At 69.2% G+C, this 24,991-nt stretch carries 24 protein-coding genes; 5 read left to right on the plus strand and 19 right to left on the minus strand.

What is annotated here, in order from left to right:
• Positions 1-489 carry a YbaK/EbsC family protein gene (locus AC07PZ_RS19215; RefSeq protein ID WP_495296730.1) on the minus strand — a complete coding sequence of 163 codons (489 nt, stop codon included), beginning with the start codon at positions 487-489 and terminating at the stop codon, positions 1-3.
• Positions 489-1,409 carry a hydroxymethylglutaryl-CoA lyase gene (locus tag AC07PZ_RS19220; protein WP_495296731.1) on the minus strand — a complete coding sequence of 307 codons (921 nt, stop codon included), beginning with the start codon at positions 1,407-1,409 and terminating at the stop codon, positions 489-491. Before AC07PZ_RS19220 ends, AC07PZ_RS19215 begins: the two co-directional genes overlap by 1 nt.
• A 124-nt stretch (positions 1,410-1,533) precedes the next feature.
• On the opposite strand from AC07PZ_RS19220, the gene AC07PZ_RS19225 reads away from it, so the two are divergent.
• Entirely contained in the window at positions 1,534-3,030 is a 1,497-nt protein-coding gene (locus AC07PZ_RS19225; protein WP_495296732.1) for a hypothetical protein, read from the plus strand.
• On the opposite strand, the gene AC07PZ_RS19230 is transcribed toward AC07PZ_RS19225, so the two are convergent.
• The 10 genes from AC07PZ_RS19230 to AC07PZ_RS19275 all read right to left on the minus strand — a co-directional run bounded on the left by AC07PZ_RS19230 (position 3,024) and on the right by AC07PZ_RS19275 (position 14,013).
• Positions 3,024-3,962, minus strand: a complete 939-nt coding sequence (locus tag AC07PZ_RS19230; RefSeq protein ID WP_495296733.1) for a 2-hydroxyacid dehydrogenase — start codon at positions 3,960-3,962, stop codon at positions 3,024-3,026. The two genes, AC07PZ_RS19225 and AC07PZ_RS19230, sit on opposite strands and share 7 nt — an antisense overlap.
• A 26-nt stretch (positions 3,963-3,988) precedes the next feature.
• On the minus strand, positions 3,989-4,918 hold the full coding sequence (locus AC07PZ_RS19235; protein WP_495296734.1) for a DUF4349 domain-containing protein: 930 nt from the start codon (positions 4,916-4,918) through the stop codon (positions 3,989-3,991).
• An 11-nt stretch (positions 4,919-4,929) separates the two neighbouring features.
• Positions 4,930-6,930 (minus strand): acetyl-CoA carboxylase biotin carboxylase subunit, encoded by a 2,001-nt coding sequence (locus tag AC07PZ_RS19240; RefSeq protein ID WP_495296735.1) that lies wholly within the window; start codon positions 6,928-6,930, stop codon positions 4,930-4,932.
• The gene (locus AC07PZ_RS19245) at positions 6,923-7,594 is read right to left on the minus strand and encodes a DUF4126 domain-containing protein (RefSeq protein ID WP_495296736.1); all 672 of its coding nucleotides are present in this window, start codon (positions 7,592-7,594) and stop codon (positions 6,923-6,925) included. The genes AC07PZ_RS19240 and AC07PZ_RS19245 overlap by 8 nt, the downstream gene beginning before the upstream one ends.
• A gap of 22 nt (positions 7,595-7,616) precedes the next feature.
• Positions 7,617-8,402: an enoyl-CoA hydratase/isomerase family protein gene (locus AC07PZ_RS19250; protein ID WP_495296737.1), complete on the minus strand. Its 786-nt coding sequence runs from the start codon at positions 8,400-8,402 to the stop codon at positions 7,617-7,619.
• Positions 8,403-8,682: 280 nt separating this feature from the next.
• Complete coding sequence (vapC, locus tag AC07PZ_RS19255) at positions 8,683-9,072, minus strand: type II toxin-antitoxin system VapC family toxin (protein ID WP_495296738.1); 390 nt, start codon at positions 9,070-9,072, stop codon at positions 8,683-8,685.
• Entirely contained in the window at positions 9,069-9,368 is a 300-nt protein-coding gene (locus AC07PZ_RS19260) for a type II toxin-antitoxin system VapB family antitoxin (protein WP_495296739.1), read from the minus strand. The genes vapC and AC07PZ_RS19260 overlap by 4 nt, the downstream gene beginning before the upstream one ends.
• 49 nt (positions 9,369-9,417) lie before the next feature.
• A complete protein-coding gene (locus tag AC07PZ_RS19265; RefSeq protein ID WP_495296740.1) occupies positions 9,418-11,040 on the minus strand; it encodes a carboxyl transferase domain-containing protein in 1,623 nt (540 codons plus the stop codon).
• The gene (locus tag AC07PZ_RS19270) at positions 11,037-12,704 is read right to left on the minus strand and encodes an AMP-binding protein (protein WP_495296741.1); all 1,668 of its coding nucleotides are present in this window, start codon (positions 12,702-12,704) and stop codon (positions 11,037-11,039) included. The genes AC07PZ_RS19265 and AC07PZ_RS19270 overlap by 4 nt, the downstream gene beginning before the upstream one ends.
• Before the next feature lie 136 nt (positions 12,705-12,840).
• Complete coding sequence (locus AC07PZ_RS19275; RefSeq protein WP_495296742.1) at positions 12,841-14,013, minus strand: isovaleryl-CoA dehydrogenase; 1,173 nt, start codon at positions 14,011-14,013, stop codon at positions 12,841-12,843.
• A gap of 152 nt (positions 14,014-14,165) precedes the next feature.
• On the opposite strand from AC07PZ_RS19275, the gene AC07PZ_RS19280 reads away from it, so the two are divergent.
• Positions 14,166-15,254, plus strand: coding sequence for an AraC family transcriptional regulator (locus AC07PZ_RS19280; protein WP_495296743.1), 1,089 nt, complete (start codon positions 14,166-14,168; stop codon positions 15,252-15,254).
• Here AC07PZ_RS19280 and AC07PZ_RS19285 read toward each other — a convergent pair.
• The 5 genes from AC07PZ_RS19285 to AC07PZ_RS19305 all read right to left on the minus strand — a co-directional run bounded on the left by AC07PZ_RS19285 (position 15,238) and on the right by AC07PZ_RS19305 (position 19,497).
• Positions 15,238-15,600 carry a 5-carboxymethyl-2-hydroxymuconate Delta-isomerase gene (locus AC07PZ_RS19285; RefSeq protein ID WP_495296744.1) on the minus strand — a complete coding sequence of 121 codons (363 nt, stop codon included), beginning with the start codon at positions 15,598-15,600 and terminating at the stop codon, positions 15,238-15,240. The two genes, AC07PZ_RS19280 and AC07PZ_RS19285, sit on opposite strands and share 17 nt — an antisense overlap.
• 61 nt (positions 15,601-15,661) lie before the next feature.
• Complete coding sequence (locus AC07PZ_RS19290; RefSeq protein WP_495296745.1) at positions 15,662-16,663, minus strand: YcjF family protein; 1,002 nt, start codon at positions 16,661-16,663, stop codon at positions 15,662-15,664.
• A gap of 100 nt (positions 16,664-16,763) precedes the next feature.
• Positions 16,764-17,621: a PA4780 family RIO1-like protein kinase gene (locus AC07PZ_RS19295; RefSeq protein ID WP_495296746.1), complete on the minus strand. Its 858-nt coding sequence runs from the start codon at positions 17,619-17,621 to the stop codon at positions 16,764-16,766.
• A 209-nt stretch (positions 17,622-17,830) separates the two neighbouring features.
• Positions 17,831-18,961: an MFS transporter gene (locus tag AC07PZ_RS19300; RefSeq protein WP_495296800.1), complete on the minus strand. Its 1,131-nt coding sequence runs from the start codon at positions 18,959-18,961 to the stop codon at positions 17,831-17,833.
• Between the two features lie 83 nt (positions 18,962-19,044).
• A complete protein-coding gene (locus AC07PZ_RS19305) occupies positions 19,045-19,497 on the minus strand; it encodes a RidA family protein (protein WP_495296747.1) in 453 nt (150 codons plus the stop codon).
• Positions 19,498-19,552: 55 nt separating this feature from the next.
• Here AC07PZ_RS19305 and soxR point away from each other — a divergent pair, with 55 nt between their 5' ends.
• Complete coding sequence (gene soxR / locus AC07PZ_RS19310) at positions 19,553-20,023, plus strand: redox-sensitive transcriptional activator SoxR (RefSeq protein WP_495296748.1); 471 nt, start codon at positions 19,553-19,555, stop codon at positions 20,021-20,023.
• 5 nt (positions 20,024-20,028) lie between these two features.
• On the opposite strand, the gene AC07PZ_RS19315 is transcribed toward soxR, so the two are convergent.
• Entirely contained in the window at positions 20,029-20,718 is a 690-nt protein-coding gene (locus AC07PZ_RS19315) for an HAD family hydrolase (protein WP_495296749.1), read from the minus strand.
• 29 nt (positions 20,719-20,747) lie between these two features.
• Positions 20,748-21,545 (minus strand): histidinol-phosphatase, encoded by a 798-nt coding sequence (gene hisN / locus AC07PZ_RS19320; protein WP_495296801.1) that lies wholly within the window; start codon positions 21,543-21,545, stop codon positions 20,748-20,750.
• A 199-nt stretch (positions 21,546-21,744) separates the two neighbouring features.
• Between hisN and AC07PZ_RS19325 the strand changes: the two genes are divergently transcribed.
• Positions 21,745-22,770: an ABC transporter substrate-binding protein gene (locus tag AC07PZ_RS19325; protein ID WP_495296750.1), complete on the plus strand. Its 1,026-nt coding sequence runs from the start codon at positions 21,745-21,747 to the stop codon at positions 22,768-22,770.
• Positions 22,771-22,897: 127 nt separating this feature from the next.
• Entirely contained in the window at positions 22,898-24,985 is a 2,088-nt protein-coding gene (locus AC07PZ_RS19330; RefSeq protein WP_495296751.1) for a LamG-like jellyroll fold domain-containing protein, read from the plus strand.
• Positions 24,986-24,991 lie beyond the last annotated feature (6 nt).

The raw sequence follows: 24,991 nt of genomic DNA on the forward strand, positions 1-24,991 counted from the left end.
TCACACCACGTCGGCAACCGGCGCGCCGGTGAGCCGTTCGAGATCGGCAGGACGCAGCCGCACCACCGCGTGTGGATGGCCGGCTGCGGCCCAGATCTCGTCGAAGCGGAACAGCTCGCGGTCGATCAGCGTGACCGGTGGCGTGGCGTGCGCGAACGGCGACACGCCGCCGATCGAGAAGCCGGTCTTCGCCTTGACGAACTCGGCGTCGGCCCGGCCAGTCTTGCCGACGATCGCGTCGACCTTCTTCTCGTCGACGCGCTTGTCGCCCGAGGTCACGACCAGCACGGCGACGTCGTCGGACTTGCGACGGAAGATGATGCTCTTGGCGATCTGGCCGACCGCGATGCCGAGCGCGTCGGCCGCCTGCTGCGCGGTGCGCGCGGCGTCGTCGAGCATCTGCGGGGAATGCGGATGGTCGGCGTCCTGCAGGAAGCGCGCGACGCGCCGGACCGTTTCAGGGAAGGCGTGGAGTTCGGAGCCGCACATCACCCGGCCCGCTTCGTCCGCAGCGCCTTCGACGCCCGCGAATTCGGCTCGCGGCCCAGCGCCTCGCTGATGTACACGCCCGCGTCGATCAGCAGGTCGAGATCGATGCCGGTCTCGATGCCCATGCCGTGCAGCATGTAGACCACGTCTTCGGTCGCGACATTGCCGGTCGCGCCCTTCGCATACGGGCAGCCGCCCAGGCCGGCCGACGAGGTGTCGAACTGCCACACGCCCAGCTCCAGGCTCGCCAGCGTGTTGCCGAGCGCCTGGCCGTAGGTGTCGTGGTAGTGGCCCGAAACGTCGTCGAGTGCATAGTGCTTCAGCGTCGCCTCGACGGCACGCTGCACCTTCACCGGCGTGCCGGTACCGATGGTGTCGGCCACGCCGACGTGCTGCACGCCGATGCCTTTCATCAGGCCGGCCAGCATCTCGACACGCGACGGATCGATATCGCCCTCGTACGGGCAGCCGAGCGCACACGACATCGCGCCGCGCACGTAGATGCCCTTCTCGCGCGCCGCGGCGACCACCGGCGCGAAGCGCTCGATGCTCTCGGCGATCGAGCAGTTGATGTTTCGCTGGCTGAACGCCTCGCTGGCAGCGCCGAACACCACGATCTCGTCGGGCCACTCCGCGCGCGGCGCGGCGATGGCGGCCTCGAAGCCCTTCATGTTGGGCGTGAGCACCGAATAGCGCACGCCGGGCTTGCGGTGGATGCCGTGCATCACCTCGGCGTTGTCGGCCATCTGCGGTACCCACTTCGGGCTCACGAAGCTGGTGACCTCGATCTCCTTCAGGCCGGCGTCCTGCAGGCGGTGCACGAGGCCGATCTTGACCTCCGCCGGCACGGGCTGCTTTTCGTTCTGCAGCCCGTCGCGCGGGCCGACGTCGACGATCTTCACTTTGCGGGGCAGGCTCATGGTGTGTCTTTCGTTGTGTTGTGCGCAGTCAATTCGTGATTTTTGCCCGAACTTCGCGCGCGGGGTGCGGCCGGTGGCCGTGCTCCCCAGAATGGGCAGGGCCATCTACTTTCAAGGCCAGGCGATGCAAGCTGCCACAGGCGCACACCATCTTTCTTCCGACGCTTCCGTGGCCATGCCGGGCACGCGGGAGACAACCGGCAAGTCCACCGACGACGCCCAGGTGCAGCAGGCCGACATCGAGAACCCGCCGACGCATGCGCCACGGCAGTCCGCAACGGAATACGGAGGCTCGCTGGGCAGCGTGCCGCAGCCGGGCGACGTGCCACCCGAAGCGGCGCGCGGCATCTTCACGGCATCGGCGAACCCGCTCGGCATGACGTCCGCCGCATGGCCCGACCTGCTGACGCCGGCGCTGCCGGCCATGTACCGGTACATCGACGGCACCTGCCTTCCGTGCCTGGACAACGCCTACGCCGCCCTGGCACTGCAGTGGGTCTGGGCGTGTGCCGTGGCGCAGCGGCTCGATGGGCCGCAGACGGACGAGCGCACGCGCCACGCCGGCCGGCAGATGCTGACCCAGGCGCGCGCCCTGCGGCCGGCGGCCGATGCACCGCAGGCGTTTCGGCGGGAATTTGCCGACGAGCAACAGGTCGCGCTCAGCTCGCTCGAACAAGGCTTCAACGTCGACTTCGGCACGCTGTTCGACAGCATGGCGGACGTCGGCCGCCTGCCCTTCTTCTCGAACACGCCGGACGCCGCGGATCGCCTGGGCTGGATGGTCTATGAACCGGCGCTGCGGCGACGGCTGGAAGATGCCTTCGGGCTCGACCCGGCCAACCCGCTGATGCCGGCGCTGCTCAACCTGCGCAACACCAACTATGCGCAACGCGTGATGGACGGCCTGCGCGAGGTCTCGCGCCAGCAGCAGGCGGGCCGTCCGTTGAGTGCCGATTCGATGAGGCAATTGCACGGCGCCGGCGTCGCGGCCAAAGACTCGGCCCTGTTCGGCGAGCCGCTGTCCTTCAGCGCGCCGGGCGGCCGCAACATGACCGTCGACGGCATCCTCGAGGCCTGGAACAGCCTGCAGGACTTCAACCGGCGCATCGCCACCTTGACCGGGAAACCGGGCATCGATCCGTGGCAGATGGCGATCGACGACCGCATCGTCACGGCGATGCAGGACGGCCACTACACCGACTGGCGCCAGCACCCGCTGGACACCGGGCACGACGTGCGCATCAGCCGCGCCGCGCTGCAACCCGAGGTCGGCGCCGCGTTCATCGATGGCCTCATCGCCGACCATCGCCGCGCGCTGTCGAGCACCGACCCGCAGAACGCGGACGACCTGAAGGCGCTCGTCGCCGGCCTGTCGCAGCGCCTGCTGCTGGCCCACCCGTTCGGCGACGGCAACGGGCGCGTGACCACGGTTCTCGCACCGCAGCTTCTGCTGGGCGAACTCGAAGCGCAGCGCATCGGCCCGCCGTCGCTGCACCGGCCACACATGTTCGAGGACATCTGGATCGCGCTGCTCACGCCGCAACATGCCGCCCGGACGCTGCACCCGCTGGACGCGTACCCCGCCGTGCCGGCCCTGGCGCAGCAGCCGGCCCATCAGTAGCCGCGACGCGCGTCGACCACGCCGGCCAGCGTGTCGAAGCCCGCGCCGGCTTCGACGGCGCGGATCTTGCCGGCGATCTGCGCGATCGACTCCTGGCGCAGCGTGCGCGCCGACGCGTGCGGCGTCACCTCGATCTTCGGATGCCGCCAGAACGGATGCGCAGGCGGCAGCGGCTCGGTCTCGAACACGTCGAGCGCGGCGCCGGCGAGCTGGCCGGCGTCGAGCAGCGGGATCAGGTCGGCCTCGACCAGGTGCGCGCCGCGCGCCACATTGATGACGTAGCCGCCCGGGCGCCCGCCATGGAGCTTCATGAGCGTCTCGCGGCGCATCACGCCGCGCGTGTCGGGCGTAAGCGGCAGCAGGCAGACCAGCACGCGGCTGGCGGCCAGGAAGGCATCGAAGTTCTCAGCGCCGGCAAAACCGCGGATGCCGTCGACCGGCTTCGGCGTCCGGCTCCAGCCGTTGACCGGAAAGTCGAACTGCGCGACGGTGCGGGCCACGCGCTCGCCCAGCGCGCCGAGGCCCATCACGCCGACCGGGAAGTCCTGCCGCGACAGCGGCTTGCGGTAACCCCAGCGCGCCTCGCGCGCATCGGCCGCGTAGCCGTCGAACTCGCGGAAGTGGCGGATCAGCGCATGGCAGACGTACTCGGCCATCTGCACCGACATGCCGGCGTCGTCGAGCCGCACGATGCGCGTCTGCGGCGGCAGTGCCAGCCTGAGGAGCGCATCGACGCCCGCGCCGATGTTGAACAACCCGCGCAAGGCGGGCTGCTGGTCGATGAAGGCCTGGGGCGGCGCCCAGACCACGGCATGGTCGGCGGGTGGGGCGCCGGGCGCCCAGACATCGACCTCCGCGCCAGGCAAGGCCGCGCGCAGGCCGCTGACCCAGGCATCGGGTCGGGTATCGGTGAGACAGACAGTGATTCGCATGGCCGGAATCTTAGGCGGCACCGCGGTCACGCCGCCCTGGAATGCCGGCGCCTGCGCAAGGCCCAGCGCAACAGCCAGCCGACCGGCAGCACCACCAGCACGAGCCACGGCAGCACCGCGGCGACGACGGTGATCAGCGTGCCCACGCTTTCGGCAAGCACCGCGCCGGCCTCGCGCAGCGCGCGGGTCATCGGGTTGTAGCTGTCGCCGCCGCGCACCAGCGAGCGCTTGGGCGTGAACTGGATCTGGATGTGCTGCTTGCCGGTCTGCTGCGCCAGCACCTTGCGCTGCGTGGCACTGGCGTCGAGTTCGGCCTGCGTGTCCGACAGCGTGCGCTGGATTTCCAGCAGATCGGACATGGTGCGCTTGGTGACCTTGTCGCCCAGCATCAGCCGCAGGCTGTCGCGGAACTCGGTGCGGTTGCGGATGCGGGCCTCGACGTCGATCACCTCGGCGGTCTTGTCCTCGCTGGTGGTGACGTGCGACACCACGCTGGCGACACCGGCCAGGCCACCGAGCAGCTTGTCGACATCGGCCGGCAACACGCGCATCTCGAGCTGGCCCTCGCCGGGCTGCTGCGGCGTCTCGCGCAGCAGCGACGACGACAGCAGTTCGCACTGCAGCGTGCCGCACAGGTCGCGCACCTTGCCCCAGGCATCGGCGAGCTGCTCGGGCGCGACTTCGGCGCGCAGTTCCTGGCGCACCGCGAGAAAGCGCTGCAGCGGTGCGGCGTCCGCGGCCGGCTCCGCCGCAGGCGCCCGCTTTTCCATCGCGCCCAGGCTGGCCGAGGCCTGCATCGGTGCGGCGGGCGGCGCAGCCAGCGGCTCGCCGCGTTCTTTGCGGCCACACGCCGCGAGCGCCAGCGCCGCGAACAGGGTCAGCGCTGCAAGCCGCACGCGACGGCCGGACACGGCGCTCGGCAACTGCCGCGGGAACGGATGCGGGCGATGCGTCATACGCGCCGGCGTCAGGCCGCAGCCGCCATCCGCAGCAGCTCGTCGCCCTCGGCGACCTGCTCGCCGGGCGTGAACATCAGTTCTTCCACCGTGCCGTCGGCCGGCGCCGCGATGGTGTGCTCCATCTTCATGGCTTCCATCACGGCCAGCGCCTGGCCGCGTGCGACCTTGTCGCCGGCCTTGACCGCGAAGGACACCACCTTGCCCGGCATCGGCGCGGTCAGGCGACCGCCTTCGGATTGCACTTCGCCCGCATGGGCCAGCCGGTCGATCGCGACGATGCGGGTCGCGCCACGGGCGGCGAACACGTGCGCCGTCTCGTCGGCCTGGTGCACCCGCACGGTCTGCCGCTCGCCGTTGAAGCGCACTTCGAGTTCACCGCCCGGCAGGCTGGCGACCACCAGCGGACCGTCCACGCCGCCGACGCTCAACTGCAGCGCGCCGTCGCGCCCGTAGCCGAGCACCGCACTCTCGTCGGCACCGCGGAACTGGAAGTCGAAGCGGCGATGCAACGCGCCATGGCTGCGCCAACCGTCGCGCCGCGCGAACGGATCGCCCGATGCGGACGCCGCCTCGGTGACGAGCGTGCGCGCGATCGACGCGGCGGCCGCCAGCGGCAGGCCCAGCGGCTCCTGGTCGAACAGCACGGCGCGCTCGCGCTCGATCAGCGCGGTGTCGAGCTGCGCCTGCGAGAACGAAGGCGTGTGCAGCACGCCGCGCAGGAACTGCACGTTGGTCGCCAGGCCGACGATCTGCGTCTCGGCCAGCGCCACGTCGAGCCGCGACAGCGCCTCTTCGCGGGTCGCGCCATGCACGATCAGCTTGGCGATCATCGAGTCGTAGAAGGGCGAGATCACATCGCCCTCGCGCACGCCATCGTCGATGCGCACCGGCGCCCGCTCGAAGGACGCGGCGGCCGGCTTGCGGTAGACCTGCAGCGTGCCGGTGGCCGGCAGGAAGTTGTTGTCGGGGTTCTCGGCGCAGATGCGCGCCTCGATCGCGTGGCCGTGGATCTTCAGCTGGTCCTGCTTCAGCGGCAGCGGCTCGCCGGACGCGACGCGCAGTTGCCACTCGACCAGGTCGAGCCCGGTGATGGCTTCGGTCACGGGATGCTCCACTTGCAGCCGCGTATTCATCTCCATGAAGAAGAAGGTCATCGCACCGCCGTCGCGCTGCTCGACGATGAACTCGACCGTGCCCGCGCCGACGTAGTTCACCGCCTTGGCCGCGGCCACCGCGGCGGCGCCCATCTCGGCGCGCATCGCGGCGGTCATGCCGGGCGCGGGCGCTTCCTCGAGCACTTTCTGGTGGCGGCGCTGTACCGAGCAGTCGCGCTCGAACAGGTAGACGCAGTCGCCATGCGTGTCGCCGAAGACCTGGATCTCGATGTGGCGCGGACGCTGGACGTATTTCTCGATCAGCACCGCGTCGTCGCCGAAGCTGTTGATCGCCTCGCGCTGGCACGACGCGAGCGCCGCGGCGAAGTCGGCCGACTTGTCGACCGCGCGCATGCCCTTGCCGCCGCCGCCCGCGCTGGCCTTGATCAACACCGGATAGCCGATGCGGTCGGCCTCGCGCTGCAGCAATGCCGGGTCCTGGTCGGCACCGTGGTAGCCGGGCACCAGCGGCACGCCGGCCTTTTCCATCAGCTGCTTCGATTCGGCCTTCAGGCCCATATCCTTGATGGCCGACGGCGGCGGGCCGATGAAGACCAGGCCGGCGTCGGCGCAGGCCTGGGCGAACTCCTCGTTCTCGCTGAGGAAGCCGTAGCCGGGGTGGATGGCCTCGGCGCCGGTGGCCTTGGCGGCCTCGAGGATCTTCTCCCAGCGCAGGTAGCTGTCCTTCGGCGCGCTGCCGCCGAGGTACACCGACTCGTCGCAGGCCCGCACGTGCTTGGCGTCGGCATCGGCGTCGGAATAGACGGCGACGGTGCGGATGGCCAGGCGGCGCGCGGTCGCGGCCACGCGGCAGGCGATCTCGCCACGGTTGGCGATGAGGATCTTCTTAAACATGGGGGCTGTCTCCCTGAGAGGGTTTCTTGAACTTGAAGGCGGACACGACGCCCGGATCGGGCCTGCCGCTGAAGATGCGCGCCACGCGGCGCACCAGGCCACTGAGAAAGCGCCAGCTCTTGCGGATAAGCCAGACGCTGAGGATCAGCACGAGCACGAAGAGCACGACGAAGACCAGCGGATGCGCGACCGCGAGCCAGAGCCCGGCCGGCACCATGCTGTCTTCGACCAGCGAGGCGCCCACGTTGCTGAAGGGCTCGGGCGAGGTGTTGATGGCGGCGCGCGTGGTCGCCTTGGCCGCATGTGCGGTGGCCGCGAAGCCGCCACCCAGCAACGCGGCGACCAGCGCCATCAGCGTGTGGTCGGCGCCGAACACGCCGGCGGCCAGCGCCGCGCCGGCCGGAATGCGGATCACGGTGTGGACCATGTCCCAGAGCGAGTCGAGGCCCGGGATCTTGTCGGCGAAGAACTCGACGAAGACCATGAAACCGCTCACCGCCAGCACGATCGGATGCGCGAGGAGCTGCAGGCCACCGGGCAGCGGCACCCAGCCCAGGTAGCCGGCGAGCCCGGTCAGCAGCACCACGAGGTACAGCCGAACGCCGCTGGCCCAGCCGAGGGCGGCAGCCAGCGCGAGCAGTTGGGGGAGGTCGAGTTGGGACATCAAGGCGGCGCGATTCGCGAGGTCATGCCAGCCATGACGGCTTGCGCTTCTGCAAAAAGGACTGCACGCCCTCGCGGCCTTCGTCGCTCGCACGGATGTCGGCGATGCCTTCGACGGTTTTCGCGATCAGCGCGTCGTCGATCTCGCGGCCGGCCACGTCGTCGATCAACGTCTTGCAGGCCCGCACGGCGGCGGGGCTGGCGCCGGTCAGCGCCTTCAGCAGCTCGCCGACCTTGGCGTCGAGTGCGTCGGCCGGGACGACCTCGTGCACGAAGCCGATGCGATGCGCCTCGGCCGCAGCGAAGCGCTCGGCCGTGAGGAAGTAGCGCTGCGACGCGCGCGCGCCCATCGCGCGGATCACGTAGGGGCTGATGGTCGCGGGGATCAGGCCGATCTTGACCTCGCTCAGGCAGTACCAGGCGGTGTCGACGCTGACCGCCATGTCGCAGGCCGCGACCAGGCCCATGCCGCCGGCGTACACGTCGCCCTGCACACGCGCGACGGTCGGCTTCGGGCATTCGGCGATGGTGCGCAGCATCTCGGCCAGCTTGCCCGCGTCGGCGACGTTCTCGTCGCGCGTGTAGTCGGCCATGCGGCGCATCCAGTTCAGGTTGGCACCGGCGCAGAAGGCCGGGCCGTTGGCGCCCAGCACGATGGCACGGACCTGCGGCGAGGCACCGGCTTCGAGGAAGGCCTGCGTCAGCTCGGCGATGACGATGTCGTCGAAGGCGTTGCGTGTGTCGGGCTGGTCGAGCCAGATGCGTGCGATCGCGCCGTCGATGGTGAGGTTGAGTTTGGTGAAGGTCATGTCGGTCATTGTTGGGAACGCGTGCAATCGGGGCGCGTGCACAGGCCACCGGGTACTCCCCTCCGCGAATGTCCCCCGCCTTCGGCTCCTCCTTGATTTCGCTGCGGGGAGCACCCGGCGCCCTGCGCACGGGGAGAGGCGGTTGTTGTGCGGCCGATGAGCCACGATTGCGCCCCAGGCTCACGTCGATGGTGTGCTTCCCGCAGCGAAATCAAGGAGGAGGCCGCAGGCCGGGGGACATTCGCGGAGGGAAGTACGCCGTCGGCGTGAGCCCACCCCATCACAGCGCACCCGCCAGTCCGTCGATGCCGTCGAAGTCGCGGTCCGCATGCAGCAGCGCGCAACCGTGCTCCAGGCACCACGCGGCCACCATCAGATCGATGGCGCTGCGGATGGTGATGCCCCTGCGGCGCTGGCGGCGATACAGGTCGGCCGCGCGAACGGCCACGGCCTCGCCTCCGGCGCTGGCCAATGGCAACGCCGCGAGAGCGGTCCGGGCGAGGCGCCAGTCGCGGTCATGCACGAAGCCGCGCAGTACCTCCATGAGCACCAGATCGAGCAGCACGATGTCCTCGATGCCCTCCTGCAGCAGCGCGCGCAAGCGCGCCACGGCCGGCGTCGCCTGCCCGCGGAAATGCTGGATCCAGACGCTCGAATCGACCGTGATCATCGTGAGCGACCCGCAGGCCGGGCCTTCTTCGCGGTGCTTGCGGTGCCTGTCGCACCCGCCGCGTAGCCCGCAGCAGGCTCCTGCACGGTGAGCGCATCGGCGGGCGTCGTGCGCCAGTCCACGCTGTCGTCCCCCGCCCACTGGAGCTGGCCGCCCAGCGCCAGAAGCTGCTGGTAGGACTTGCGCCGTGCCAGCAGGCGCAAGCCCTCTTCCACCGCTTCCTTCTTGGTGCTGAACCCGCCAGCCTCCATGGCGGCCGCCATGAGCTTGTCGTCGATCACGATGTTGGTACGCATGGGCATCCCTGTGTGTATGTATTTCAAAAATCATACACATCGCTCGATCTCACATCCGGAAGATGCCAAACTTCGGCTCAGGGATCGGCGCATGGCGCGCAGCCGCCAGGCCCAGCGCCAGCACACGCCGCGTGTCGGCCGGATCGATGATGCCGTCGTCCCACAGCCGCGCGGTTGCGTAGTACGGATGGCCCTGCACCTCGTACTGCTGGCGGATCGGCGCCTTGAAGGCCTCTTCCTCGTCCTTGCTCCAGCTGCCGCCCTTGCCCTCGATGCCGTCCCGCTTGACCGTGGCCAGCACGCTCGCGGCCTGCTCGCCGCCCATCACGCTGATGCGCGCGTTCGGCCACATCCACAGGAAGCGCGGCGAATAGGCACGGCCGCACATGCCGTAGTTGCCCGCGCCGAAGCTGCCGCCAATGATGATCGTGAACTTCGGCACGTTGGCCGTGGCCACGGCCGTCACCAGCTTGGCGCCATGGCGCGCGATGCCTTCGTTCTCGTATTTGCGGCCCACCATGAAGCCGGTGATGTTCTGCAGGAACACCAGCGGCGTCTTGCGCTGGCAGCACAGCTCGATGAAGTGCGCGCCCTTCTGCGCCGACTCGCTGAACAGGATGCCGTTGTTGGCGATGATGCCGACGGGCATGCCCTCGATCTCGGCGAAGCCGCAGACCAGCGTGGCGCCGAAGCGCGACTTGAACTCGTGGAACGCGCTGCCGTCGACCACGCGGGCGATGATCTCGCGCACGTCGAAGGGCTTGCGCGTGTCGGTCGGGATCACGCCATACAGCTCTTCGGCCGGGAAGGCCGGTGCGAGCACCTCCTTCTGCGGCGCGGGCGCCGCGCCCTGCCGGTTGAGGTTGGCGACCGCGCTGCGCGCCAGCGACAGCGCATGCAGGTCGTTCTGCGCGAGGTGGTCGGCCACGCCCGACAGCCGCGTGTGCACGTCGCCGCCGCCCAGGTCCTCGGCCGTCACGACCTCGCCGGTCGCGGCCTTCACCAGCGGCGGGCCGCCCAGGAAGATCGTGCCCTGGTTCTTCACGATGATCGACTCGTCGCTCATCGCCGGCACGTAGGCGCCGCCCGCCGTGCACGAGCCCATGACGACCGCGATCTGCGCGATGCCCTGGGCGCTCATGTTGGCCTGGTTGTAGAAGATGCGGCCGAAGTGCTCGCGGTCGGGGAACACGTCGTCCTGGTTCGGCAGGTTGGCACCGCCCGAGTCGACCAGGTAGACGCAGGGCAGATGGTTCTGCGCCGCGATCTCCTGCGCCCGCAGGTGCTTCTTCACGGTCATCGGGTAGTAGGTGCCGCCCTTCACCGTCGCGTCGTTGCAGACGATCATGCAGTCGACGCCGCTGACGCGCCCGATGCCCGCGATCATCCCGGCGCCCGGCGCCGACTCGACGCCCTTGGCGTCGAGATACATGCCATGGGCCGCGAGCGGCGCGATCTCCAGGAAGGGCGTGCCCGGGTCGAGCAGTTCGGCCACGCGGTCGCGCGGCAGCAGCTTGCCGCGGGCGGTGTGCTTGGCGCGCGCGGCCTCGCCGCCGCCGGCCTCGACCTTGGCGAACTGGGCGCGCAGGTCGTCGACCAATGCGCGCATCGCCGCGGCGTTGGCCTGGAAGTCCGCCGAGCGGGCATTGAGCTTGGTGTCGATGGTGGTCATGCGGTCTTTTCTTGCGTCAGTCCGAGCTGCTGGCTCATCTCGTCGCGGATCTTGAATTTCTGGATCTTGCCGGTCACGGTCATGGGGAACGCGTCGACGAAGCGGATGTATTTCGGCACCTTGTAGTGCGCGATCTGGCCCTTGCAGAACTCGCGGACCTCGTCTTCCGTGGAACGCTGGCCCGGCTTCACGATGATCCAGGCGCACAGCTCCTCGCCATAGCGCTTGTCGGGCAGGCCGACCACCTGCACGTCCTGCACCTTGGGGTGGCGGTAGAGGAATTCCTCGATCTCGCGCGGATAGATGTTCTCGCCGCCGCGGATCACCAGGTCCTTGATGCGGCCCACGATGTTCACGTAGCCCTCGTCGTCCATGGTCGCGAGGTCGCCGGTGTGCATCCAGCGGTCGGTGTCGATGGCTTCGCGCGTCTTCGCCTCGTCTTCCCAGTAGCCGTGCATCACCGAATAGCCGCGCGTGCAGAGTTCGCCGGAAGTGCCGCGCGGCACGACGTCGCCGGTCTCGGGGTCGATCACCTTCACCTCGAGGTGCGGCTGCACCGTGCCCACGGTCGACACGCGCTTGTCCTGCGGCGTGTCGGTGCTGCTCTGGCAGCTCACCGGGCTGGTCTCGGTCATGCCGTAGGCGATGGTGATCTCGCGCAGGTGCATCTGGTCGACCACGCGCTTCATCACCTCGGTCGGGCACGGCGAGCCGGCCATGATGCCGGTGCGCAGGCTCGACAGGTCGAACTCCCCGAAGCGCGGATGGTCGAGTTCGGCGATGAACATCGTCGGCACGCCATGCAGGCCGGTGCACTTCTCGGCCTGCACGGTTTCCAGCACGGTGACCGGGTCGAAGCCGTCGTTCGGGTAGACGATCGTCGCGCCATGCGTGAGCACCGCGAGGTTGCCCAGCACCATGCCGAAGCAGTGGTACAGCGGCACCGGGATGCAGAGGCGATCGACGGGCGTGAGCTTCATGCATTCGCCGATGAAGAAGCCGTTGTTCAGGATGTTGCGGTGCGTCAGCGTCGCGCCCTTCGGGAAGCCCGTGGTGCCGCTGGTGAACTGCACGTTGATCGGGTCGGTCGCCTTCAGCGTCCGCTGCACGGCGGGCACGCGCACGTCGGCCGGATCGCCACTCGCGAGCAGCGCCGAGAAGCGCTGCATGCCGGGCTCGTCGGCGCCCTCGCCCGGCTTGTCGATCCAGACGATGTGCTGCAGCAGCGGCAGGCGGGCCGGGCCGAGTTCGCGCAGCATGCCGAGGTAGTCGCTGGTCTTGAATTGCGCCATCGTCACCAGCGCCTTGCACCCGACCTTGTTGAGCGCGTACTCGAGCTCCGAGGTCCGGTACGCAGGATTGATGTTGACGAGGATCAGCCCGACCTTGGCGGTCGCGAGCTGCATCAGCACCCAGGGCACGTTGTTGTGCGACCAGATGCCGACCCGGTCGCCGGGCCCGAGGCCGAGCTTCAGGAAGGCGCTCGCAAGCCGGTTCGATTCGGCCTGCAGTTCGCGGTAGCTGAAGCGCCTGCCCTCATGGCGGCTGACCAGCGCCTCCCGCCCGGGCTGCCTGGCGACCATGTCGTCGAAGAAGTCGCCGATGGTCTGCTCGATGAGGGGGACGTCGGTGGCGCCTTTTGTGTAGCTTTGCGTCGATGGCATCTCTTGTCTCCTTGTCTGGCGTTTCCGCGGGGATGCCTCCGCCGGGAACACCGCGGAACCGGCTTTGCCGGGCCGCCGGTGTTGCCCCCTGGAAGGGGGTTGGCGAAAGCGACACGCAGTGCGCGAAGCCTGGGGGTCAGCTGGTCTCCGAGAACAGCTCGCGCCCGATCAGCATCCGGCGCACTTCGCTCGTCCCCGCGCCGATCTCGTACAGCTTGGCATCGCGCCACAGCCGCTCCACCGGGAAGTCCTTGGTGTAGCCCACGCCGCCCAGCGTCTGGATCGCCTCGCCGGCCATCCAGGTCGCCTTTTCGGCGGCGTAGAGGATCGCGCCCGCGGCGTCCTTGCGGAAGGTGCGCGCGTGGTCGTTGCGGTCGCAGGCCTTGCCGACCGCGTACACGTAGGCCCGCGTGGCCTGCCAGGTCGAGTACATGTCGGCGATCTTGCCCTGCATCAGCTGGAACTCGCCGATGCTCTGGCCGAACTGCTTGCGCTCGTGGATGTACGGAATCACCGCGTCCATGCTGGCCGCCATGATGCCGAGCGGGCCGCCCGACAGCACGGCGCGTTCGTAGTCGAGGCCGCTCATCAGCACCTTGGCGCCCATGCCTTCGCCGCCCAGCACGTTCTCTTCGGGCACCTCGCAGTTGTCGAAGAACAGCGGGTAGGTGTTGCTGCCGCGCATGCCCAGCTTGTCGAGCTTGGTGCCGGCCGAGAAGCCCTTGAAGCTCTTCTCGACGATGAAGGCCGTCATGCCGCGTGCGCCCATCTCGGGCTCGCTCTTGCCGTAGATGACCAGCGTGTCGGCGTCGCCGCCGTTGGTGATCCACATCTTGCCGCCGTTGAGCACGTAACAGCCGTCCTTCTTTTCGGCCTTGAGCTTCATGCTCACGACGTCGGAGCCGGCGTTGGGCTCGCTCATCGCCAGCGCGCCGACGTGCTCGCCGCTCACCAGCTTGGGCAGGTATTTCTTCTTCTGCGCATCGGTGCCGTTGCGGTGGATCTGGTTCACGCACAGGTTGGAGTGCGCGCCGTACGACAGGCCGACCGACGCCGAAGCGCGCGAGACCTCTTCCATCGCGACGATGTGCGCGAGGTAGCCGAGTTCGGTGCCGCCGTATTCCTCCTTCACCGTCATGCCGTGCAGGCCGAGCTCGCCGAGCTTCTGCCAGAGGTCGTGCGGGAACAGGTTGTCGCGGTCGATCTCGGCCGCGCGGGGCGCGATCTCGGCGGCGCAGAAGTCCTGGATGGCGCTGCGCAGGGAATCGATGGTCTCGCCCAGGTCGAAATTCAGGCCGGGATCGTGCATGTGTGTCTCCTCGTGGATCGGGAATTCGGAAGGGCCGGACGCGCGCGGCCGAAGGCGCAGCTTACGCCCGGAGTGTCCGCATTTGGCGCCACAATGGTTGCAAATCGTGCCACCCAAGCGCATCCACCAGCGCCCGACATCAACGCCTCCGCATGCCATCGCCCGCCTTCCTGAGCCCCGGCCGTGCCGCCACGCCGATGGCCTTCGTACGAGAGATCGTGCAGGCCTATGCGCGCCGCGGCATGGATCCGGCAGACGCGCTGCGGCAGGCACAGATCACGCCGCAGGCGCTCCTGCAACCCGATGCCCGTGTGACGGCCGCGCAGTTCGAGGCGCTGAACGCCCATGCGATGCAGGAACTCGACGACGAGGCGCTCGGCTGGTTCTCGCGCCGGCTGCCCTGGGGCAGCTACGGCATGCTGTGCCGCGCCTCGCTGAGTTCGCCCGATCTGGGCGTGGCGATCAAGCGCTGGTGCCGGCATCACCGGCTGCTGACGGACGACATCACGCTCGACCTGCAGGTGCGTGCCGGCGTGGCGACGGTCGGTATCCAGGAGCACCGCCCGCTCGGCGAAGCCCGGGAGTTCTGCCTGGTGTCGAGCCTGCGCTTCCTGCACGGCTATGCGAGCTGGGCGATCGACTCGCGCATCTCGCTGCGCAGCGCGCGTTTTCCGTTTGCGCCGCCGCCGCACCGCGACGCCTATCCGCTGATGTTCGGCGGCGAGCTGCGCTTCGGCGCGGCGCAGGCGGGCTACAGCTTCGACGAGCGCTACCTCGCCCTGCCGCTGCAGCGCGACGAGCGCGCGCTGCGCACCATGCTCAAGCGCGCGCTGCCGCTGACGGTGCTGCAGTACCGGCGCGACCGGCTGCTCGGGCAGCGGGTGCGCGAACTGCTGCGCACCCGGGCGGCCGAAGCCGGCAACGCCGACGCGCTGGCCGCGCTGCTGCACATGTCGAGCCGCACGCTGCACCGACAGTTGCACGAGGAAGGCTTGACGCTGCAGACGCTGAAGGACGCGGTCCGCCACGAGCAGGCGATTGATCAATTGCGGCGCAGCGCGCGGCCGGTCAAGCAGGTGGCGCTGGCCGTGGGATTCCGCAACGAAAAGAGCTTCGCGCGGGCCTTCAAGGGCTGGACCGGGCTCACGCCCGGCGAGTTTCGCGCGCAGGGAACCGCAACGGACGCGACGGAACCTGCGGACGGGGCCGCGGCCGCAGAGACCCCTACAGCGCTTCCTTGACGTAGGACCCGCGGTCCATCTCGACCACCTCGACGCTGAGCTGCACCAGCGTGCCCTCGGGCCGTGGGCAGCGCACGCGGAGCACGGCGGCGATGCGCTGCGCCAGGTCGGCACGGACCTCGGGCGTGCGGCCCGGCAGCACGCGCAGCTGGGCGTGGACGAAGCCGCGCGCGCCGCTGCCGGTGCCGACGCGAACCTTGTCGTGCACCACGATGCGCGACTTCAGGTCGGTCTCCTTGAGGATGGAACCGCTCGCGATCAGCGATGCGTTGATGTCGTCCAGTGTCTCGGCCATGGGGTTGCCGGCCACGAGATCGTGCGTGTATTCGAGGATGAGATGAGGCATCCGCCGATGATGCCGCAAGGCGGTCGGCAGCGCATGCCGGCAACGCCGGTCGGAGGCCGTCTCAGGCGCCGCGGACCATCGCCAGCACCTTGCCCGCATCGAGCGTGCGGGCCTTGTCCTGGATCGCCGGCAGGTACTGGGTCTGCAGGCCCTTGGCCTCCTGCGTGACGTTCGCGTAGGCGTCCTTCAGCATCTGCGTGGACAGCGTACGGCCGCCCGCGTAGTAGCGCTTGGCCACATGGCCGAGCGCGTAGGTGCTCGCGAAGCTCATGCCCGAACTCACCGCCTGGCTGCCGATGCCGCGCAGCAGACCGCCGCCGACCTTGCCGAGCAGTCCGCCCAGCAGCTTTCGGCCGGCCTGCTCCAGATACTGCGAGGTCAGGCCGACGCCCACCGTCGCGAGGAAATCCTTGATGTGGCCGCGATCGAGTTCGAAGCCATGGGACTTGCCGATGCGGTAGACCAGCTTCATCTGCAGCGGAATGATCGCCATGGTCGACAGCGTTTCCGGCAGCAGTTCGAGTGCGCCGTTGAGGATCGACGCGTTCAGGATGGCGCGATCGAGTTCCGCCTCGTCGACCGCGACGGCGGTGGACGCGGCCGGCGCCGCAAGCGCCGATACGGCGACGGACGTGGCCGCAGCAGGCACCGGCGCGGCGGCACGGCCCCAGTCGCCGGCCGTCAGCGGCGCGGTCGCCAGCGCGTCGGCCTGCTCGGCGAACTGCGTGGACGCGTCGGCGCCCAGGCCGAGCGCCTGCCGCACCTCGTCCAGGAAGCGTTGCTCCGCCTCGGACTGCGTGCCGTCCGCATCGCACACGCACACGGCCATTTCGTAAGCCAGGTGCTTCGCATCGGCGCTCTCCAGCAGCGGCGCGACCGAGGCCAGCGTCACGCGCTTCATGAGCACGTCCTGGTACAGCGTGGGCAGGTGCAGGCCGTCGTCGCCGGACAGGCCTTCGGCGATGCGCTTGATCTCGGCGCGCTCGCGCGCATGCTTGTCGCCATCGGCGAAGGCCGCGAGCAGGCTCAGGGTCACGATGGCGCGGGTTTCGGAAGCGGTCACGTCGGCTCTTTTTCGGAGTGGCTGGCCCCGTTCGTCCGCGGCGGCGTGCAAAGGTTCCGGCACCGGCGCGATGCCCGCGCGCCGCGTGCGGGCATTCGGCTCAGCGGCCGGCCATGCGCAGTTGCCGCGCGGCTTCCTCGGCGCGCGCATCGTCGACCTCGCGCAGCACACCGCCCAGGTCGACCGGGCCGGCCGCACCGGTGAAGCGCCCGGTCAGCGGCGACTCGACGCGCAGTTCGCCGTGCTCGTAGAGCTGCCAGATCTCCTCGCCGTAACGCGTGCGGAGCAATTCGGGCGCGAACTGGCCGAAGAAGTTCTTCAGGTTGGCGACGTCGCGCAGCAGCATGCGCTTCGCGTGGTTGTTGCCGGCGGCGTCGACCGCTTGCGGCAGGTCGATGATCACCGGCCCGTCGGCGGCCAGCAGCACGTTGAATTCCGACAGGTCGCCGTGCACGACACCCGCGCACAGCATGCGCACCACCTCGACCAGCAGCGTCGCATGGTGGCGGCGCGCGTCCTCGGGCGTGAATACGACGTCGTTGAGCCGCGGCGCGGCGTCGCCCTCGGCGTCGGTGACGAGTTCCATCAGCAGCACGCCTTCGCAGAAGTTGTGCGGCACCGGCACGCGCACGCCGGCCGCGGCCAGCCGGTAGAGCGCGTCGACCTCGGCGCTCTGCCATGCGGCCTCGGTGGCTTCGCGGCCGAACTTCGTGCCTTTGGCCATGGCGCGCTGCAGGCGGGTGTTCTTGACCTTGCGGTTCTCGGTGTAGTCGACGGCCTGGCGGAAGCTTCGGTTGGTGGCTTCCTTGTAGATCTTGGCGCAGCGCGTCTCGCTGGTGTCGCCGACCGTGCAGCGCACCACGTAGACCATGGCTTCCTTGCCGCTCATCAGCTGCCGCACGACGGTGTCGATCAGGCCTTCGTCGATCAGGGACTGGAGTCGGGGAGGTGCTTTCATCAGCCCATTTTGCGCTGCGCGCCATCCGCGGACGGTTGCTTCGATTCGCCCCGGCCGACAAGGCCTCGCGAACGGTCGACATATCGATGCGTTGCTGCGAAACCGTGCCTCCTTTTCCGGGAGACCCGTGCCAGATATCCCCTGCCGCGCGCGCCGATTCATGAACAAGAGCCCCGATGCATCGAAGCACGCCCGTCCGGGAGGCGCCATCACCGCGAGCCGATCCAGTCCCTGAACAACGCCAGTCCTGCCAGCAGCGCCAGTCCCGCGCCCAGTGCGCAGGCCATCGGCCAGCCGCCATGGCGCCAGGCGACGGCGCCCAGCGCCGAGCCCGACGCGGCACCCGCGAAGTAGCTCGTCATGTAGACGGCGTTGATGCGTGCCCGCGCATCGGGCTGCAGCTTGTAGATCACGTTCTGGTTGCTGATGTGTACGCCGGGCAGCCCGATGTCGATCAGCAGCATGCCCAGCAGGAACCAGCCGAGCTGATCGATGCCGAGCCAGAGGAAGAACCAGCCGGCCACCAGCGCAAGCACCGCCACCGTCGAGGTCGCCTGGCCCCAGCCGCGATCGGCCAGCCGGCCCGCGACGCTCGCCACCAGCGCACCCGCGACGCCCACCAGCCCGACAGCGCCGATCTGCATGTCGCTCAGCCGGAAGTCCGGCCCCGACAACAGCAAGGCCATGGACGAGAACAGCACGCTGACCGAGCCGAAGCTCAGCGCGCCGAGCAGCGCACGGCTGCGCAGCCGTCGATGTCGCACGACCAAGGTGCCGAGCGAACGCAGCACCTGCAGGTAGCTGGCCGGCGCCGGGTTGCGCGAGCGCGGCAGCACCGCCCACAGCACGGCCGCCAGCACGAACATGGCGGCCGCCGCCGCCCGGTACACGGTGCTCCAGCCGCCCGCACCCGACAGCAGGCCGGCCACGCTGCGCGCCACCAGGATGCCGGTCAACAGCCCGCTCATCACCAGCCCGACCGCCTGCCCGCTGCGACGCGGGTCCGACAGCGTGGCGGCCATCGGCACCAGCGTCTGTGCGGCGACGGAGAACAGGCCAGTCATCACGGTACCGGCAACCAGCATGTCGAAGCTCTGCGCAAAGCCGCTGATCAGCAGGCCGGTGCCGGCAAGAAGCATCAGGCCGACCGCGAGGCCGCGCCGCTCCAGCTTGTCGCCCAGCGGCACGAGCAGCAGCAGCCCGACGGCGTAGGCGACCTGCGACAGCGTCACGGTCAGTGCCGCGGCAGCGTCGTCGACCCGCAGGCTCAGCGCGATCGAATGCAGCAGAGGCTGGTTGAAGTAATTGCTGCCGGCGCACAGGCCGGTGGCGACCGCCATCAGCAGCAGCACCGGCGTGCGCAGATAGGCGGGTGCGGGCGCCGTGGCGCCAGCGGACGCGAGCGTTGGCGTGACGGCCACGCTCAGCGCTCGCGCGGCATCGGCACGACCGCGGTCGCCTCGATCTCGAACAGCATGCCGTCGAGCGCGAGCCGTGGCACGGGGATCAGCGTGCAGACGGGCTCGTCGCCGTCGGGCCAGGCCGATCGCAGTGCCTGGCTCAGCACCGCAAGACGCGCCTCGCTGTGGTCGACCACGAGCACGACCAGCTTGACCACGTCGGTCAGCCGCGCGCCACCCGCCGCGATGGCCACCCGCAGGTTGTGCAGCGCCTGCGCGACCTGCGCCTCGAAGTGCGGCGACAGCAGGCCGTCGACGTCTTCGCCGCCCTGCCCCGCCACGTAGATCAGCCGCGCCGGTGCCTGCGCGATCGCCACGTGCGAATAGCCGTTGGGCCGCGGGTCGTACAGGCGTGGCGGATTGACGAAGAGATGCGGGGAGACACCGGCCGCGCCGGAACGGGGAAAGAGGTTCATGCGCCGCAGTATTCAACCTCAACTAGACTTGAGGTCAAGCACTTTTGGAGATCGCATGCCGCGTCAGCTTCCCGCCGTGACGACGATCGAGGAGACACCCGCCGTGCTCAGCGTCGGCGAGGTCGCGATGCGCAGCGGGCTCGCGGTGTCGGCCCTGCATTTCTATGAATCCAAGGGACTGATCCAGTCCTTGCGCAGCGAGGGCAACCAGCGTCGCTATCCGCGTTCGGTGCTGCGCCGCGTCGCCGTCATCAAGGTCGCCCAGCGCATGGGCGTTCCGCTGGCATCGATCGCCCAGGCGCTGCAGGCGTTGCCCGCCGCGCGCACGCCCACCGCGGCCGACTGGCGGCGGCTGTCGCGCGGATGGAAGCAGGAGCTGGACGCACGCATCCAGGCGCTCACGCAACTGCGCGATCAACTCGACGGCTGCATCGGCTGCGGCTGCCTGTCGCTCAAGGCCTGCCCGCTACGCAACGCGCAGGACACGCTGGCCAGCGAAGGGCCGGGGCCGCACTTCGAAGACTGAACGGCTCAGGCCGGCGCGCGCCAGGCCGCGAGCACCTCGGGCAACGCGGCCATGTCGGTGAAGATGCGCGAGACACCGACCGAGCGCAGCGCATCGGCGTCGCTGTGGCCCAGGCCGCCGGGGCTGTAGCCGAACACGGTTGCGCCGGCAGCGACACCGGCGGTGGCGCCCGTGGTCGTGTCCTCGACCACCGCGCAGCGCTTCGGGTCGACGCCGAGCGCCGCGGCGGCCGCCAGGTACACGTCCGGATAGGGCTTGGAGCGCGGCGTCTCGTGGCCGCTGAAGATGCGGCCTTCGAACACGTCGTAGATGCCGACCTTCTGCAACTGCAGCTCGACCTTGCGGCGATCCGCGCCCGAAGCGCAGGCGATGCGCCCATCGAGCGTCGCGAGCAGCGCACGCACCGCCGAGGGCGCGCCCGGTACCTCGACCAGGTCGCGGTCCAGCGCGGCGTTGCGGCGGACCCAGAAGCCCTGCAGCCATTCGGGCGTGATCGCGAAGCCGGTCTTCTCGAGGATCAGCGGCGCCTCGTCCTTCACGGCCTTGCCGAGGAAGATGCGGATCGACTGTTCGGGCGTGAGCGGCCAGCCCAGCTCGGTCATCATTTCCGCAAGCACGCGGTTGGTGATGGGTTCGGAATCGACCAGCACGCCGTCGCAGTCGAACAGCACGGCATCAAATGGGAATGGAGTCATGCGGGCGATGGTAGCAACCGCACGCGGCCTCACGCGGGCTGCGGACCGGGAACCCCGCGCAGCATCCGCAGCGCTTCGTCGTGCAGCGGCGCACTGGCGGCGGCCAGCACGCGGCCATCGGAACGGATGCTCAGCGGCCGCCCCTCCCAGTCGCTGATGACGCCGCCCGCAGCCTCCACGACGCCCACCAGCGCCATGTAGTCGTAGGGCTGCAGGCCGCACTCCGCCACCAGGTCGACGTGGCCCCCGGCGAGTTGCGCATAGCCGTAGCAGTCGCCGCCGAAGCGGCGCATCGCGCAGCGCCGGCTGAGCGCGTCGTAGGCCTGCCATTCGGACGGCGAGAAGCTGTCCGGCGAGGTGGTGAGGATGCGTGCCTGCGCGAGCTGCGTGCAGTTGCGCACACGCACGGCCTCGCCATTGCAGTTCGCGGTCTCGCCTGCGCCGCCGACCCAGCGCTCGCCCAGCACGGGCATGTCGATGAGCCCCAGCACCGGGCGCCCACGGTGCGTCAGCGCGATCAACGTGCCCCACAGCGGCGAGCCCGTGATGTAGCTCTTGGTGCCGTCGATCGGGTCGAGCACCCAGACGTAGTCGGCGTCGAGGCGTTCGCTGCCGTACTCCTCGCCCAGGATGCCGTGCGACGGTGCTTCGGCGCCGAGCAGCGAGCGCATGGCGGCCTCGGCCGCGCGGTCGGCCATGGTGACGGGACTGGCATCGGACTTCATGTCGATGTCGAGCGCCGTGCGAAAGCTGCGCATCGAGTGGCTGGCTGCGATGTCGGCCAGGCGGCAGGCGAGGGAGAAGTAGTCGATATGCGTGGACATCAGGAAAAGACCGGTTGGCGTTGGTTGGTGTTGTCAAAAAGTTGTCACGTCATCCAGCCAACATCTGTGGCATGAATGGTGCTTGTGCTTATTGTTGCAAATAACCAATAATTCCACAAACGCACATAAACGCACATTACTGGTTCATCACCGGCATTCCTTCCGCCCCATTTCCGATCACCGCACCTTCTGGAGTCTTTTCATGCACACGACCAATCCGCATCGCCGCACCACCCGCACCTTGTTCGCCGCATTGCTCGCCGGCGCCGCGATGGGCATCGCCCAGGCCGGCACCATCACCGTGTATTCGGCGCTGGAAGAAGACGAGATCAAGGACTACGTCGCCGCCGCGAAGAAGGACATGCCCGATGTCGACGTCAAGGTCCTGCGCCTGTCGACCGGCGACCTCGGCGCGCGCATCCTGGCCGAGGCATCCAACCCGCAGCACGACGTGATCTGGGGCTGGGCGCTGACCAACATGCTCGATCCGCGCGTCACGGCACTGCTCGAGCCCTATGCCGCCAAGGGCGCCGACAAGCTGGCCGCATCGAACAAGGCGGCCGACGGCAAGTGGTTCACCACCACCGGCTACTTCGCGGCCTTCTGCGTCAACACCGAAGTGCTCAAGGCCAAGAACCTGCCGATGCCGACGAGCTGGAAAGACCTGACGAACCCGGTCTACAAGGGCGAGGTCGTGATGCCCAACCCGGTGTCGTCGGGCACCGGCTACCTGCAGATCGCGGCACTGCTGCAATCAAAGGGCAGCGACGAAGGCTGGAAGTTCCTGAAGACGCTGGACGGCAACGTCGCGCAGTACATCAAGTCGGGCTCGCGTCCGTGCAAGGCGGCGCGCGCGGGCGAGTTCGCCATCGGTACCTCGCTGGCCTTCGCGGCGATGCAGTCGATCGAGGAAGGCTACCCGGTGAAGATGGTGATCCCGAGCGACGGCGCGGGCTACGAGCTGGAGGCCTCGGGCCTGATGGCCAAGGCGAAGAACAAGGCCGATGCCAAGCGCTTCCTCGACTGGACGCTGTCGCCCGGCGCCACCGCGCTGTACGCCAAGTACAAGGAAATGGTCACCGTGCCCGGCGCCGTCCAGTCCAAGGCAGCCAAGGAGGCGGGCTTGCCGGCCGACCTGAGCAAGGTGCTCTACCCGATGGATTTCGCGCAGTCGGCGAAGGACCGCGACGCGATCCTGGGCAACTGGCAGAAGACCATCGGCCGCTGATCCGACGATCCACCGATCTGCTGCCCCATCCCTGCGGACGGCCGGTGACCCGGCGCGTCCGTGCATTCGACGCCGGACACGCCAGGACAGCGCGTCCGTGCACCTTCCTGTTGCCGGAGTTCCACTGATGAAAACACAAAGATCCCGCATCGCGCGTGCCGCATTGCACGTGAGCATGCTGCTCCTGCTGGCGGCCTGCGGCGGCGGAGGCGGCTCGACGCCCGCCGACCCGACCACGCCCACCACCCCGGTCACGCCGACCGACCCGACGACGCCGACCACGCCAACCGATCCCACGACCCCGACGCCCACGCCGCAGAGCAAGGCGCTGGTGATCGGCATCGACGGCGTGCAATACGCCGCGCTGCAGCAGGCCATGTCCGCGGCGCGCGTGCCCAGCCTGCAAGGACTCGGCACCGTGCTGCCCGCCTACACCGGCGGCATCAAGGGAACGCCGACGCAACAGCAGGCGACCGACGGCCCGTCGTGGGCCACGCTGCTCACCGGCGCCTGGGCCGATCGCCATGAGATCCGCTCGAACTACGAAGGCCAGGCATTCAAGGCCGACACCGTCTTCAAGATGCTCAAGCAGAGCCAACCCGGTGCGCACACCGCCGCCATCGCGAGCTGGAGCGGCCTGCCGCAACTGCTGCGCGCCGACAAGGCCGCGGGCTACCTCGATCTCGCGAAGGACTGCGACGGCGACGACGGCTGCGTGTCGACCGAAGCGGGCGCCGCCATCGAAAGCGGCAGCTACGACCTGATCGTGGCCGACTACCAGGGCCCGGCGCAGGTCGCCGACGTGGCCGGCTACGGCACCGACTACCAGAATGCGCTGGCCGAAGTCGACCGCCAGATCGGGTTGCTGAAGGCATCGCTGGCCAAGCGCCGCGCCGCGCAACCGAGCGAAGACTGGCTGGTGATCATCACCAGCACGCACGGCCTGGGCGCCACCGGCGTGGCCGACGGCATTCCGGTGCCGTCGAATCTCGCCACCGTCATCGCGCTCGACAAGGCGGCGAACCTGTCGCTGACGCTGCCCGCGGCCCTGCCGACCGAGATCACGCCGTGGTACGCCTACGCCGCGGCCACCGACATCACGCCGACGGTGCTCACGCACCTGTCGGCGCGCCCTGCGGCCACGCAGTACGCGATGGACGGCGGCCCGCTGATCGGCGCCACGGCCGTGCGCCAGCTCGCCGCGACGATGAACGCGAAGCAGACCGGCATCCAGCTCAGCTGGACGCTGCCCGCCACGCCGGCCGCCATCACGGTGCTGCGCGACGGCGTCGCGGTGGCCACGCTCGCGGGCAACGCGCTGGCCTTCGAGGACACGACGATGGCGCCGGACGCCAGCGGCTACTACACGTACAACTACACCGTGGTGGCCGACCAGACGCCGGTGTCGCTGCGCACCACGCTGAACTACGTCAAACCCGTCTCGCTGCTGGCGAGCGTGGCGAACGGCATCACCCACCTGTTCACGCTGAAGACGACGCTGGCCGACCGCATCGACGGCACCCAGGCCTTCACGCCGTGGGTGAGTGGCGCGGCGCCGGTCTACACCGCCACGGGCGACGGGCCTTTCGCCGGCACCGACACCGCACTGGAATCGACCAGCTATGCCGGTCCGACCGTGTGCAGCGCCTGCGACGGCGGCTACCGCATCCCGACCAGCCAGGTCACCAGCGCCACGGCGCCCTTCACCTTCGGCTTCTGGTTCCGCTCCGACGCGACGCGCTCGGGCATGCCGATCGTGTCGAACAAGAACTGGGGCAGCGGCAACAACGCCGGCATTGCGCTGGGCCAGTACGGCGGTGCGGTGCGCTTCAACATCGGCCGCGGCGGCGCCCGGCTCGGCGACAAGGACCTGAGCTTCAGCGCCAACACCTGGGCCTACGTGGCGATGGCGGTCGACGTGCCGAACCTCACCGTCACGTACCACGTGTACGACCCGGTCTACGGCATGCAGAGCAGTTCCGCCGTGCTGACCAGCGCCTTCGCGGCAGCGCTCAACGGCCTGGGCAACGGCTTCTCGCTGAACGAGGACGGCGACGGCGGCTACGGCCCGAACTACCGCAACGGCAACGCCAGCAACACGATCGGCGGTCGCTTCGACTTCGGTGAATTCAGCACCTGGAACCGGGCACTGACGCCGGCGGAAGTCGAGTCGATCGGCCGCTCCGGCACCTCGCTGACGACGCTGCTTCCCTGAACGGAG

It is taken from the genome of Variovorax sp. GW821-FHT10B04, assembly GCF_059415645.1.

What these genes read in the sequence shown, in the direction of transcription:
- AC07PZ_RS19215 (WP_495296730.1), bottom strand. Translation starts at nt 489, where the DNA reads ATGTGCGGCTCCGAACTCCACGCCTTCCCTGAAACGGTCCGGCGCGTC.
- AC07PZ_RS19220 (WP_495296731.1), bottom strand. Translation starts at nt 1,409, where the DNA reads ATGAGCCTGCCCCGCAAAGTGAAGATCGTCGACGTCGGCCCGCGCGAC.
- AC07PZ_RS19225 (WP_495296732.1), top strand. Translation starts at nt 1,534, where the DNA reads ATGCAAGCTGCCACAGGCGCACACCATCTTTCTTCCGACGCTTCCGTG.
- AC07PZ_RS19230 (WP_495296733.1), bottom strand. Translation starts at nt 3,962, where the DNA reads ATGCGAATCACTGTCTGTCTCACCGATACCCGACCCGATGCCTGGGTC.
- AC07PZ_RS19235 (WP_495296734.1), bottom strand. Translation starts at nt 4,918, where the DNA reads ATGACGCATCGCCCGCATCCGTTCCCGCGGCAGTTGCCGAGCGCCGTG.
- AC07PZ_RS19240 (WP_495296735.1), bottom strand. Translation starts at nt 6,930, where the DNA reads ATGTTTAAGAAGATCCTCATCGCCAACCGTGGCGAGATCGCCTGCCGC.
- AC07PZ_RS19245 (WP_495296736.1), bottom strand. Translation starts at nt 7,594, where the DNA reads ATGTCCCAACTCGACCTCCCCCAACTGCTCGCGCTGGCTGCCGCCCTC.
- AC07PZ_RS19250 (WP_495296737.1), bottom strand. Translation starts at nt 8,402, where the DNA reads ATGACCTTCACCAAACTCAACCTCACCATCGACGGCGCGATCGCACGC.
- vapC (WP_495296738.1), bottom strand. Translation starts at nt 9,072, where the DNA reads ATGATCACGGTCGATTCGAGCGTCTGGATCCAGCATTTCCGCGGGCAG.
- AC07PZ_RS19260 (WP_495296739.1), bottom strand. Translation starts at nt 9,368, where the DNA reads ATGCGTACCAACATCGTGATCGACGACAAGCTCATGGCGGCCGCCATG.
- AC07PZ_RS19265 (WP_495296740.1), bottom strand. Translation starts at nt 11,040, where the DNA reads ATGACCACCATCGACACCAAGCTCAATGCCCGCTCGGCGGACTTCCAG.
- AC07PZ_RS19270 (WP_495296741.1), bottom strand. Translation starts at nt 12,704, where the DNA reads ATGCCATCGACGCAAAGCTACACAAAAGGCGCCACCGACGTCCCCCTC.
- AC07PZ_RS19275 (WP_495296742.1), bottom strand. Translation starts at nt 14,013, where the DNA reads ATGCACGATCCCGGCCTGAATTTCGACCTGGGCGAGACCATCGATTCC.
- AC07PZ_RS19280 (WP_495296743.1), top strand. Translation starts at nt 14,166, where the DNA reads ATGCCATCGCCCGCCTTCCTGAGCCCCGGCCGTGCCGCCACGCCGATG.
- AC07PZ_RS19285 (WP_495296744.1), bottom strand. Translation starts at nt 15,600, where the DNA reads ATGCCTCATCTCATCCTCGAATACACGCACGATCTCGTGGCCGGCAAC.
- AC07PZ_RS19295 (WP_495296746.1), bottom strand. Translation starts at nt 17,621, where the DNA reads ATGAAAGCACCTCCCCGACTCCAGTCCCTGATCGACGAAGGCCTGATC.
- AC07PZ_RS19300 (WP_495296800.1), bottom strand. Translation starts at nt 18,961, where the DNA reads ATGGCGGTCGCCACCGGCCTGTGCGCCGGCAGCAATTACTTCAACCAG.
- AC07PZ_RS19305 (WP_495296747.1), bottom strand. Translation starts at nt 19,497, where the DNA reads ATGAACCTCTTTCCCCGTTCCGGCGCGGCCGGTGTCTCCCCGCATCTC.
- soxR (WP_495296748.1), top strand. Translation starts at nt 19,553, where the DNA reads ATGCCGCGTCAGCTTCCCGCCGTGACGACGATCGAGGAGACACCCGCC.
- AC07PZ_RS19315 (WP_495296749.1), bottom strand. Translation starts at nt 20,718, where the DNA reads ATGACTCCATTCCCATTTGATGCCGTGCTGTTCGACTGCGACGGCGTG.
- AC07PZ_RS19325 (WP_495296750.1), top strand. Translation starts at nt 21,745, where the DNA reads ATGCACACGACCAATCCGCATCGCCGCACCACCCGCACCTTGTTCGCC.
- AC07PZ_RS19330 (WP_495296751.1), top strand. Translation starts at nt 22,898, where the DNA reads ATGAAAACACAAAGATCCCGCATCGCGCGTGCCGCATTGCACGTGAGC.